This window comes from Fulvivirga kasyanovii (assembly GCF_009711405.1).
GTDB classification, from domain to species: Bacteria; Bacteroidota; Bacteroidia; order Cytophagales; family Cyclobacteriaceae; genus Fulvivirga; species Fulvivirga kasyanovii.
In genome coordinates this window covers 15,553-28,339 of the sequence record NZ_SMLW01000623.1, presented here as the reverse complement: position 1 = coordinate 28,339, position 12,787 = coordinate 15,553, and the positions used below count along the sequence as shown (strand labels likewise).

The 12,787-nt window shown below is 44.2% G+C and carries 9 protein-coding genes; 2 read left to right on the top strand and 7 right to left on the bottom strand.

Features of this window, described 5'->3' with window-relative positions:
- From E1163_RS20630 to E1163_RS20620, 3 genes are all read right to left on the bottom strand, one after another.
- A partial coding sequence (locus E1163_RS20630; protein WP_155174356.1) for a hypothetical protein occupies positions 1-237 on the bottom strand: 237 nt, incomplete at its 3' end.
- 125 nt (positions 238-362) lie between these two features.
- Complete coding sequence (locus E1163_RS20625) at positions 363-1,016, bottom strand: response regulator transcription factor (RefSeq protein ID WP_155174355.1); 654 nt, start codon at positions 1,014-1,016, stop codon at positions 363-365.
- Complete coding sequence (locus tag E1163_RS20620) at positions 991-3,744, bottom strand: PAS domain-containing protein (RefSeq protein WP_185156153.1); 2,754 nt, start codon at positions 3,742-3,744, stop codon at positions 991-993. Before E1163_RS20620 ends, E1163_RS20625 begins: the two co-directional genes overlap by 26 nt.
- A 167-nt stretch (positions 3,745-3,911) precedes the next feature.
- Here E1163_RS20620 and E1163_RS20615 point away from each other — a divergent pair, with 167 nt between their 5' ends.
- Complete coding sequence (locus E1163_RS20615) at positions 3,912-4,427, top strand: YfiR family protein (RefSeq protein WP_155174353.1); 516 nt, start codon at positions 3,912-3,914, stop codon at positions 4,425-4,427.
- Positions 4,428-4,581: 154 nt separating this feature from the next.
- A complete protein-coding gene (locus tag E1163_RS20610; protein WP_155174352.1) occupies positions 4,582-6,678 on the top strand; it encodes a TonB-dependent receptor plug domain-containing protein in 2,097 nt (698 codons plus the stop codon).
- Between the two features lie 106 nt (positions 6,679-6,784).
- On the opposite strand, the gene E1163_RS20605 is transcribed toward E1163_RS20610, so the two are convergent.
- From E1163_RS20605 to E1163_RS20590, 4 genes are all read right to left on the bottom strand, one after another.
- Positions 6,785-8,452, bottom strand: coding sequence for a dipeptidyl-peptidase 3 family protein (locus E1163_RS20605; RefSeq protein WP_155174351.1), 1,668 nt, complete (start codon positions 8,450-8,452; stop codon positions 6,785-6,787).
- 54 nt (positions 8,453-8,506) lie between these two features.
- The gene (locus E1163_RS20600) at positions 8,507-9,418 is read right to left on the bottom strand and encodes a DUF4249 domain-containing protein (RefSeq protein WP_155174350.1); all 912 of its coding nucleotides are present in this window, start codon (positions 9,416-9,418) and stop codon (positions 8,507-8,509) included.
- A 5-nt stretch (positions 9,419-9,423) separates the two neighbouring features.
- Positions 9,424-11,811, bottom strand: a complete 2,388-nt coding sequence (locus tag E1163_RS20595) for a TonB-dependent receptor (RefSeq protein WP_155174349.1) — start codon at positions 11,809-11,811, stop codon at positions 9,424-9,426.
- 132 nt (positions 11,812-11,943) lie between these two features.
- Positions 11,944-12,783: a DUF4249 domain-containing protein gene (locus E1163_RS20590; protein ID WP_155174348.1), complete on the bottom strand. Its 840-nt coding sequence runs from the start codon at positions 12,781-12,783 to the stop codon at positions 11,944-11,946.
- Positions 12,784-12,787: the final 4 nt, after the last annotated feature.

The window sequence follows — 12,787 nt, the reverse complement described above, 5'->3', positions numbered from 1 at the left end:
GTAATGATCCAATACAAGTACCGGACATGACCATTGCTGTTTGTTGTTATAAATCAGTTGCAAGAAGTCCATACCCAGGCTATAGGTATCCACAATAACAAGCGCAGGGTCTTTAATTCTCTCCGCATAAGGAGATGATGTATTTGGAGATACTAAAAAAATATCCCAAAGCGTGAAAGCTTCGCGGGGAATGCTCTCAAATACCTCATATGAATTGCTAAAGAATGCTATGTTCACTGTTTCCCTCCCTGTTCATTCAATAATAAATCGGACTAACGATGGTAAAAATATCAAATGGATTCCGGGAGCGTATAAGGAAATTTGCGTAATTTGGCTTTTACGTGAAACCCTTATATAACCTTTTAAATTCCTTCAAAAAGGTTGTTTTTTATAGCGTAAAGTACCAATCCTGTAGAATTTTTAGCCCCGGTCTTTTCGAGCAGATTGCGTTTATGTACCTCCACTGTTCTTACACTTATAAACAGTTTGTCAGCAATTTCCTGATTCGAATCTTCTTCAAGTATCAGACGGTAAATTTCCTTTTCACGGGGAGTAAGAGGGGTCGGAAGGGCATCACCTGAGCTTTTGGGTTTCTTTTTGGCCAGGTTGTTCATTACGGTCTGGGCCACCTCCTTACTGTAGTATATTTCATCTTCAAGTATGGCATTTATAGCCTCTTTCATTTCATTTTCGTCACAACTTTTGAGAATGTAGCCACTGGCACCGGCATCCATCATCGCCTTGATGTGCTGATAGTCGTTATGCATGGTGAGGGCAAGCACACGAATATCTTTATTGATCTTCATTATCCGGCGGGTGGTTTCTATGCCATCCAGACCATCCATATTAATGTCTATGATCACTAAATCGACCTTCTCCTTTTCAAGGAAATCAAGGGCTTCCAAGCCGTTGGCTGCCTGGTCCAGCACTTCATAATCCGGGTCATTTTCCAAATACAGCGCTACACCATCCCTCACTACTTTGTGATCGTCAACTATTAATATTTTTGCTTTCATATAATTCTTTTCTATAAGGTACTTCTACAATTATAACCGTGCCGTTGCCTCTTCCACTTTCTATCTGTAAACTTCCCGAAAGGGAATTTACTCTGTTCTGCATACTTTTCAAACCAAAACTGTTCCCGGTTTCTATCTTTTCATTGGCATCAAAGCCCACACCGTCATCTTCTATGGTCAGTATAACCTCTCCATCATATTTCATCAACTGAATGGACACCGTAGTGGCTTTGGCATATTTTAAAATATTATTCACCGCTTCCTGGGTAATCCTGTACAGATGAAGTTCCGTATTTCTGGGGAGCCTGTCTCCTTTTAGGTTGTCGTAAAAATCGAACTTGGTATCAGAGACTGCGTCAAGGTCTGCCAGCAAACTTTGTACGGAAAGTACGTAACCGAAATCTTCTATACTCTGTGGCATCAGGTTGTGAGCTATCTCGCGGCTATCTCGGATGGCTTCTTTCAGGTAGTTAAGACCGGTATTGAGTTTTTTAAGGCCTCCGTTATTAAAGGAGATATCTTTTTTCAAAGAGTTAAAATTCAGGGAGACGGTAGTCAGCTTCTGCCCCAGGGTATCGTGGAGCTCTTTTGCTATTCGCGCCCTTTCGTTGTCCTCCGTCTCTATAATGGTGGAAATAATTTTTTCCTGGGCCAGCCTGCGATCGGTAATATCCATCACAAAACCTTCAATGATATCCTTTGCCGGTGATATTGCCCTGCCCTGCTCCCACATCCATTTCTTCTCACCTTTTATTATAACAGGATAAACGATCTGAAACTGTTTGTTCTCTGCCAGCGCCTGCTCTACGGCCTTTACATTTTCAGCATTGTATTCATCAGGGATCATATCCGACAAGCGTATGCTTCCATTGAGGAACTGCTCGGGCGGGATTCCGAAAAGGGCTTTACTACCTTCACTGACAAACAGAGGCGTAAAACCTTCATCAACCTTACTTCGGTAAACCATACCCGGAATATTGGCCATCAGGTTGGCCAGGGTTTGCTGACTTTCTACCAGGGCCTGTTCCGTGACTTTGGACTCATGAATATCCACGTGTGTACCGATGGCCCGTATAGCTTTGCCATTAAAATCCCTGTCCACCACGCGCCCATGCACTAGCAGCCACTTCCACTCTCCAGAACGTGTTTTTATCCGATATTCATTTTCGTAATAGTCTGTTTCCCCTTTCAGGTGACTTGCCAGCCTTTCGCGTGTCCGCTTTCTGTCATCAGGGTGTAACATCTCGTAGAATTCCCTCGCTTTGGGCTGGAACTTATCTGCTTCGTAGCCCAGCATTTTGAACTGGTAATCATTAAAATGTAGTGCACCGGTACGGATATCCCAGTCCCACATACCCTCACGCGCACCTTCAATGGCCATTTGAAGCCGCTTTTCACTTTCAGAAAGAGCCTCTACCATTTTGCGCTCTTCCGTCACATTTCTTGATACATATAATATATGTGTACACCGCTTGCTCCGGTCCAGGATAGGAATAAGGCTCGACTCTGCTACTCCCCTGCTGCCATCCGGCATTTTAAAACCTTCCTCATACTTCACCTGCTGCTGTGAGCGGATAGCTTCCGCCATTTTCTGATACCGGTAGTTAATTTCATTATCATCAAGTTTCAGCAATTTGCGATACAGGTCTTTAAGCCCCATACCTATTACTTTGTACGAAGGGTAATCTTTATTGAGCAGGTATAACTCTTTCAAATACCAGTCAGGCAATTTGGCTACGGCATAAGAGCCCAATTTTCGGACCTGGAACAGCGCAATAAACTCAGAAGCATTGTTATATATTAATGAAAGCGTCTGCTGCCGTGATTTTATGTTGGCATAGGCCCTTTTGAGATCGGCTGTTCTGGCGGCCACCATCCGGCGCAGTATATTCACATAGAGCAACAGTTGACCTACAATGAAAATAACGACTCCTAAAACCACATATCCCCATATAGGCACTTCAAAGGGTTTGTGCTCTTTAAAGTAATTATTCATGGAACTGTAGTAAACTGATGATTTGTCACGCTTAAGCGACACTATATGGTTTTCAATAATAGGGATTACTTTTGCCTCCAGCGGGGCGGCATCGCGAAAAATAAAGGAAAGACGGAATGGTGAAAACACCACCGGGGTTTGCATTACGTCATATTTGTAGTCATTGATATCTCCATAAATGCGGCTGACGATACCGGCATCTACTTTTTTCTTATCGATCAATTCAAAAATTTCCTTGTAGCTTTTGGCTTTTACAATGGTGCATCGCAAGTCCAGCTCCTTTATGGAAGCATAGAAGCCCTTGTAGGGGCCATTGATGAAATAGCTGTTTTCCAACACTGCCACACGTTTGCCGCCAAGGTCGAGCAACGAGGTGTAGTCTGATTCGCGCTTGGCATATACCCTGGCCCAGGTAGATACCAGCCCTGAGCCGGCAATACCGATGTCGGCACTTCTTCCTTTATAATCACCGGACTCGGTAGTTACGTCTATTTCCCCGGCTTCCAGCCATTGGAAACACTCATCGGCCTTACCCGTTTTATAAACCAGTTTCCAACCTTCCTTCTCCGCAATATCTTTCAGAATATCTATGAATATCCCTTTGGGTTCCCCCCTGGAGTCGGAAAATGCCAGCGGGTAATTATCATAAACCCCGACCCTGATCACTCTCTGACCATATACCGTTGAGCAAAACAAAAAGAGGAGAAAAACAACAAGGAATAAATTTCTCATATAATACATAACCTCAGCCCCTTGTAAAACAATAAATCTAACAAATTCCTCTCATAAAACAGCTCCGGGCTAAGTGAATTACGTATTTTTCAAAATACGTTCCACCTCTTAAATGCCCTCCACAAACTATTCAGACCTTTGCACTCAAATTATACCCCATAAGTATTATGAAAAAAATATTAAACTTTCGGTATTTACTGGTAGCACTTTTCGTAGCTGTAAGTCTTCAGTCGAATGCTCAGGCATCTGATGATCAGGTCAAAACGGTGTTCGTTTTCAATTTCACAAGATACATCCAATGGCCTACAAATGAAAGTGATTTTACCATCGGAATTTTAGGCAATGATGCAGCCCTTGAAAAGGCTTTCATCGATATGGCATCTAAAAAGTCAACCTCTGCTAAAAAAATAGTTATCAAAAGCTTTGCGTCTGCAAGTGAGGCAGGCAACTGCGACATTCTTTACATCCCCAGGGACCACAGCTCCCAATTCTCTCAGGTGAAGGCCCGTGACCTCAAAAATGTACTTATTATTACTGAAAAAGCAGGACTGGGACGTCAGGGTAGCGGCATCAACTTTATTGAGGTTGACGGAAAAATGAGATTTGAAATCAATAAAGGCGAAATCGAAAGAGCAGGACTGAAAGTATCCAGTCAGCTTCTAGGGTTAGCCAATGAAGTGTAAAAACCCTGCCGTAATTAAGATCAGCTTTAATTTTTGACCTGCCCAAAAGAGCACTGCACTTTAATTTATTAAAAGTGTACATCGTGTTCTTCCTACCTGTGTCACTCAAACATCAAGGGCATAGGGAATTGAAATGATGTAAAATTCACCCCATATGAAAAGATTTTTAGTGTTATTTTTTATTTCTGCGCTCTCTTTTGGCGCTATGGCGCAGGATGATAACGATTTATATGAACTGTCTCTGGAGGACCTCATGCAAATCGACATTTATTCTGTTTCGAAAAAAGCAGAATCACTTTTTGATGCGCCTCTTTCCAGCTCTACTTTAACGGCTGATGAAATTGTAAATTCGGGTGCTACCAGCATACCCGAAGCCCTGCGCCTGGTGCCCGGGCTAATAGTAAGGGAACAGGCCAACGGTGTGTATGATATCCACCTGAGGGGACTGGACAACCTTACCCGGTATGGCAACGGCGCCGATGCCAGCAACCTGATCACGCTGATCATGATTGATGGCAGACCGGTGTTTAACAACAACCTCGGTGGCGTGTACTGGGAAGCTATTCCTGTCAGCCTTATCGATGTTGAAAGGATCGAAGTAGTGAGAGGCCCCTCTGCCCCGCTCTATGGACCTAATGCCGTAGCCGGCGTGATCAACATCATCACTAAAAATGTATCCAAAGATGGACTGACTGCCCAGGCTGACCTGCGTGCAGGTACCAGCAACACGCAAATAGGTGGTGTTAATGTGGGATATAAATTCAGCGAAAAATTTAGCGCTGCTTTATCCGGAAATTTCGAAATGCGCGACAGGCATGATGATCTTTACTTTGATTACGCCACCGGCGCGTTCACCAACTATGAAAATGTGACCGACATTGACTCTGAATACATTACAGACCGTAACCAGGCCCTGGACAAAAAGGGACTGAACCTTTTCATGGATTTTAACCCTTCAGATAAGTTCAGCCTGCAATTACAATCAGGCCTGCAAGAGGCTTCTATCCAGAAGATTAACCAGGACAACCCTTATACTCCTTTCTCTAATGGCACTTATGAGTCAAAATATGTAAGCCTCAGTACCTCTTTTGGTAATTTAAGAGGAAGGTTCTCGTTCGTCGATGGTTATGACAATCTTGACGAAGGTTCTTCTTTCCCGCTGTTGGAATATGATTATAAAACTATTGATGCTTCAGTTGAATATGACTGGAGCGTGACCGATAAATTATCCATACGTCCGGGAGTAAGCTATCAGTCTGCTGAATACAGTGACAAGCCTTATATCGATCCGGCAAATGGAATTTTGGGTGTGTTAAATGATGAGCAGACTATCCGCAGCTTTGCTGGGTCGTTAGGAGTTGATTACGACATCACTGAGAATTGGAGGCTTGTAGGAGGTATCCGTATGGATAAATTCTCCGCACCTGATGAGGCTTATGTTTCTTATCAGCTAGCCACTACTTATAATATCAATGAAAACAACCTTGTACGAGCGGTTTATGCCAAATCCAATAGTGGATCATTCATTGGCCCGAACTATGTTAATATTGTTTTCCCAAACAATGGAAGCATTGTCAGCTATAGGGGAAATGAGGACCTTGATCTGTTTCAGATCCAAATGGTTGAGCTTGGTTACAGGACAAAGGTATCAAGCAACCTTGAGTTGAACGCTGAGCTTTTCCATCAGGTAGCTGAAAATGCTTATGTTATCCTTTTAGATGCTGAGCCTGGTTTTGTTAATTATTCTTATGAAAATATTGACGCCAAAGCCACTCAGAATGGGGTGACTTTGTCTGCCAACTATGTAGCCAGCAATAAGTTCCAGGTAAAACCTTTTATCACATATCAGCAAACTGAAGTAGAAGACCTGCCTACAGGTTTCAGAACTCCAGTTATTGATCCGGTAAACAATATCGACAATACCGTAACGGTTGATAATGATCAAACTCCATCATGGTTTGGAGGCCTTTACCTGAATTACAAGCCGGTAAAGAACCTGAACATTAACTTTAACCCCTACTATATGAGCGAGCAGAGCCAGTACAGCTTTTACAGCCTGACAAACCCTGCATCGAATGTAGGTGAAATAGATGGCAAACTGATCTTGAATGCCAAGGTAGCGTACGATGTGACCAAAAATATTAATGTATATATCAATGCAAGAAACCTGTCTGATAATGATAGCCGAGAGTTTGTAGGTGCAGACAGGAACGGAGGATTATTACTAGGTGGAGTAAGAGTGCAGTTGTAAGAGGGGTAAGTGCGAAGAAAAAGAAGGCTGCTCTTGTACGAGGCAGCCTCTTTTTACTCAGGCTAGTCAACTAGTCATGTATTTACACTGAATGACAATTTCAGGATTATAGTCCCAGGACATCCACTCCCTGTTCGAACACTATATCAACGGGAATACCCTGTTCTGCCAGTTTATCCAGATCATTTTGCAACTCAGGCTGGATTATTGCCTTTTCATCCACCAGTTGCTTCACCCCTTCATAATCGCCCTCTCCCTGTAGGGTAAGTATCTTCTCTGAAAGCGAGTTCATAGCGTCCTGCATCTTTTCGAAGTTGATCTTGTAGGTGCCTTTTTCCGGGTCTTGGGCAAAAGCTCCCTGATCTTTAAAGTAGTTAAACCTGACCATATTGGCTTTGCCGTGAGCACTTGAAGCGCCAAACCGCACAGAACGGAATATGCTTGCCATAAAAGTAGTGTAGTATTCCATCAGGTCACCTTCAATTTCCCCTTTTTCATGGAGTTTGGTAATCATATAAAGTCCTAATACATCCGCTTTACCTTCTTCAAGCGCTGAGGCATGCTCCTTCAAGGCTTCCCTAACCGTACCTTTGCCATTGACAGTATTTTTGATCCCGAGGCCGTGCGCCACTTCATGGAACATAGTATTGGCAAAGAAAGCATCAAAGGTGATATACTTCTGTTGTTCCTCGTCTATTAGTACTTTGGAAATGGGGACAAGGATCTCGTCAAATTTTGCTTTCATAGCATTTTTCAACTGGGACCTTCTGGTGCCTTTTTTAAGTTGCACTTCCTCATCATTTGGCAGGTTAACTGCAATGGTTTTACTTCCTGCATTACAATCTCCGGCATAATAAACCACATCAAAAGCGGCAAGCTGAGAATCCGTACCGGGCTTTTCCTTTTTATACTTTTCCTCCACTGGCAACCCTCTTTGTAACTCAGGCAATAGTGCGGCGTACTTCGCCAGACGCTTGCTCCACTCCATGTCTTTTACAAGCACGTAGGTTTCATGGGCAGCTTTATAGCCAAATAACTGGTCTTCGTAAGTCTCAATAGGTCCGGTGATGATATCGATCTGGTTGGTCTTCATGTCCATCCAGGCGATGTCACTTTCATAGTAATTGTCAGTGAGCAAGGCTTCTGCGCGGAGGTTGAGGTACTTTTTCAGCTCTGCATTATCTGCAAGCGCTGCGGCCTTTTTCAACAGGTCTGCAGCTTTCTTCACCTGCTCTTCAAACATCACATGGTAAGGGATTGAAGTCAGGTTGCCGGCCGAATCCCTTCTGATGAAGGTGTACAACGAAGCCTTGTCTTCAATGGCTGCCGCTTCAAATTCCTCCTTCGTCATATCCTCAGGGTAGAAATTAGCTCCTGCCGGTTTAGGCCCCACCCCTTCAATAAATGGCTTGTTACCGTCCAGTCTGTCCCAGGGGCCATAGTTGATATTTACGAATTTGCTGGCAGCCTCATGGTTTAATGTGCTGAGCAATGAGTCCTTTTTGCCATAGGCCTCAAACCAGAAAAGCTCATCCATGATCTTACCCACTTCAATCAGCATGGGGATCATTTGCTTTTGGTTTTCGGTAAGCGCGCTTATGTCGGTAGTTAGCTTTACGGTGGTGTACTTATCCAGCAAAGCATTAAAGACAGAGTCTTCCTTAGGCTCTGTCTCCACCTCAACCGCCTGCTGATCCTGCTTTTTTTGATCACATGCAGCCAGTAATAAGGGTATTAAAGCAACTATAGATAGCTTGAAAAAGAATTTAGACATTTTATTAAGTTTTGGTTTATGCCGAAATTAATAAAATGTCTTGAAGCCGCTTGGCTATTCTTCCAGTTTTTTCCCTTTACCACTTACTGCAGCCACATTGAAGAAACCTACCACATCCTTAACGCCATTTTCCGTAGCATAAATATTAGTAGGCACATTGGCCAGCGGCTGGGCAAATAATTCTCCAAAACCACCCGGCCTGTCAGTCTGGATGGCCACCTCCGTAAGGAAATAGAATGCCTCATTGGAGATAGAGTGTATTTCTACATAAACAGAGTCACCCAGTTCATAAGGAGAAAGGAACTCGTCATCTTCATCCTGATCCAGCGGGTTGATGCCCTGACGGATAGGCTCTATAAAGGTAATGCCATCGAAACTGCTGCCTTCTGTAAAGGCTGCATCAAACGCCAGGTTTATCTCCTGAGGCTTTGTGAGTAGCACACCGTTTTTATATGTTCTTATCCAGTAGCTGTCCCCTTCTCCCTGTGGGTCCCGTGCCCAAACCTCAGCAATGTAGGACTCAGGAAAAAAGGCTGTCTCTTCCTCATAGGTGAAGGTTATGCTATCCACCTGGGCAGTCCGGTTCATAGTGGTCACCGACTGATAGCTGTCACCATCCTGCAATTGCACATTTAAAGTGTACTCATTGCCTATTGTTCCGAATGAAGGATCGGCACCCGAAGGAGACCATACATATTCACCAGTCTCCTGCTCCGTAAAATTATAGACCTTACCTGTATTATCAGTCACAGTAACTGTAGCACCGGATACCTCCGGAGGCAAAGTCTGATCAAAATACGGTTGGGACATCATCAGCCTGATGATCTGGTCCTCCGACTTATCATTGATCCAGGCATCTACCACCAAAACAGGATCGGCCTCTTTCAGGTCAACATCAATGGTATCTTCACATGCTATGGCCAGCATGGAAATGGTTAGTATGGATAAAAGTATTCTGATATTCATGGCTATTAAAATCTAAAATTGTACGAAATGGAAGGAATAATGGAACCGACTATGGAAACGCGGTTAGCTTCGGTGTTGATCACTTCTCCAGGACTTACCCGGTCATCAGACTGAGAGAAATAAATGGAGAAAGGGTTTTTACGGCCATACACATTGTACAGCGAGAATACCCAGTAATCTTCATTCCTTCTTTCCTTACCTTTTTTCATTTTCTTACCCTCAAGTCTCAGCGACAGGTCTAGACGATGATAGCTCTCAAGCCTTACATTATTTCGTCCACCCTCGGCATTATAAGGGATGAGTATGCCCTGCACTACATATCTCGATGTCGGGAATGTAGTTGGTGTACCTGACACAAAGGTGAAATTTCCTGACAGGGAAATACGCTCGTTCAAGTCATAAAAGGCAGCCACCTTGAGGTTGTGGGTCTGGTCGTAGCGTGTAGGATACCAATCCCCGTCGTTGATACCTTCCACCTGCAGCTCCGTACGTCCCAGGGTATAGCTTATCCAGCCGTTGAGGTTTCCAACATTCTTTTTCAGATAAAGCTCCAGCCCGTAAGCTCTGCCTTCTCCGCTCAGCAGCTCCCCTTCAAGGTATTCATTGATCAGTATATCAGCCCCGTCAATGTAGTCTACCTGGTTTTTGGTCAGGCGTGTATATACTTCCGCTGAAGCTTCATAGTCATTGCCCTCTCCGAAATTCCTGAAATAGCCCAAGGCAAACTGGTCACCGATCTGAGGTTCCAGGTTATTGGATGATGGCACCCATACATCCAGCGGGTTAGATGCCGTGGTGTTGGATACGAGATGGATATACTGCGCCATACGGTTGTAGCTACCTTTGATGGAGCTACTGGCATTAAGCTGGTATTTGAATGCAACCCTGGGCTCCAGGTTCGAATAGCTCTGTATGGTCTCCCAGCGGTCATACTCGCGAGCGCCAACCACTGGTTTTCTTTCTCCAGGCACCGCCTCTCCATACTCATAAGCCGTACCCGGCCCCAAATACTGGAACATGGAGTATCGTAAGCCATACTCCGCAGAAAGCCTGTCGTTAAGCTCATGTTTGTTGCTCAGGTAAACCGCAGATTCCAAATTGTATTTTTTATCAAGGCTTATATCAATGCGCTCCCCGTCACTTATACCCACAGCATTGGCCGGTTCAAAAGTGTAATAAATGATGGAGCCTCCAAAGCTTACTTCATTGTAGTTATTGACAAAATAAGTAAACTCCGGCTTAAACATGTAATTGGTCACGTCCGAGTCCCAGGTAAACCTATCTCTGGCATCTTCCCCAAACTCTAGCTGGTAATCATACTTGCTGTACACTGCTGTAAAATTTGAAAACAGCCTGGCATTAAACACATGGTTCCAACGCAAACTGGCTGTTTTGCTTCCCCAGTTGAACCCCTGGTTTTCGTCAAACTTGAATACATCCCTGCCGAAATAGCCTGAGAGGTAAAGCCTGTTGTTTTTATCGAAGTTATAGTTGGTCTTCATGGTCAGGTCATAAAAGCTCAGCCCTACATCATCCAGGTCCTGGAGGAAGGGTTTGGCCAGAATGTCTATATAAGACCTCCTTCCTGCCAGAATAAAAGAAGATTTGTCCTTTACGATGGGAGCTTCCAGCGCCAGACGGCTAAAAACCGTCCCGATCCCGCCGTTGGCTTCGAAACGCTTACTGTTACCTTCTTTGGTCCTTACATCCAGCAGTGAGGCTATACGCCCGCCGTATTGGGCAGGAATGGCACCTTTATATAATTTGGTATCCTTAACGGCATCAGGATTAAAAACAGAAAAGAAGCCGAACAAGTGAGATGAATTATAGACCGGGGCTTCATCCAGGAGTATCAGGTTTTGCCCCACTCCTCCTCCACGGACGTTGAAGCCGGCAGCACCTTCCCCTACGGTACTCACTCCGGGCAGCAACTGGATACTTTTCAGTACATCAACCTCACCTAAAAAGGCAGGTATCTTTTTTATAGTTTGTATATCCAATTTATTGGTACTCATTTCGGTACTGGTGACATTGGCGTCCACCCGTTCGCCGGAAATCACCACTTCCTGCAACTGCTGGCTTTCACCGGTCATCTCTACATTGAGCCTCTGGTTTTCGTTAAGCGTGATCTCCTTCACTAACGGCTGGTAACCCACATAGGTATATTCGATGGTATACTGGCCGGGAGGTAGAGTAATGGAGTAAAAGCCGTAAACATTGGAGGCAGACCCACTCTGGGTTTCCCTCACAAATACAGTGGCACCGATCAGAGCCTCTCCGTTTTCCGCATCGTTAATATATCCGCTGAGCGTTACCTTCTGCTGGGCTACCAGTTGATGGGCGACGCACCATAAAGCAACTACGGTTAAAAATTGTAATATTATTTTTGACATGTGTGTTTTGGTATATTGGTTTTATGCAACTCAGGGTGCAAATAACAGACACGCAAGTGATAAAAATGTTCAGCCTTTCTAAAAAAACTTAACATTTTTATCGCTTGCGTGTTTTAGTCAGTTCGGCACCCGCTATTCGACTACAATGCTGTCACTTACAACAGCACTGGCCTGGAAGTACCCCAGAGCATTATTGGAAAGGTTGCTCCTCGGGTTTGCCGGAGGGGGGCTGAACATACCACCGTCACTATTGAGCAGGGTATACAGGTCGTTGTAGTATATATAGCCCTGACGGGAAATGCTGTACATTTCCACTCGCGCCTTGTCCCCTAGTTTATAAAACCCGGCAGTAGGGATACCATCAATGCTTTCTCCCAAAAGGTCATCATTGGCGTAGTAGATATCTGTCTCCGTATCCAGGAACAGGGAATCGTTACGATAAAACTTGAAGAGGTAATAATCTTCCGTATCCTGCGGCTCTTTGGCATAGAACAGTATCTCGTAAAAATAGCCTTCATCTTCCGGGTCATCAAATTCTTCTTCGTTCAGTGAAACTTCCAGTGAATCTATGGCCGTTACAGGCTTGATAATATCAGTGGCCGTGTATACTTCCGAACCCAGGGTAACTGTAAGTGTATAAGTGCTGCCAATCTGCCCGGCAAACGCATCTTCCGAAAGGTAGTATCCTTCTCCGTTTTCAGCACTTGATGGGTTATGAACATAATTATAAACGTTGCCCTGATCGTCTTCCACAGTAATGACTGCATCCGTAACACCGGTAAAATCGCCGGAAGAATAAAACTCTGCTGATCGTGATACTTTTACATAGTGCTGTATATTCTCATTGGTGACCAAACCTTCTATCACCACCTTTGGCTCCACTTGTTCTGATTCGAGCTTAACAGTCTCCTCACAACCGGCGAGAACAGCTACGGCCAGCAAAACCAATAAGTATAGTATATTTTTATTCATGACT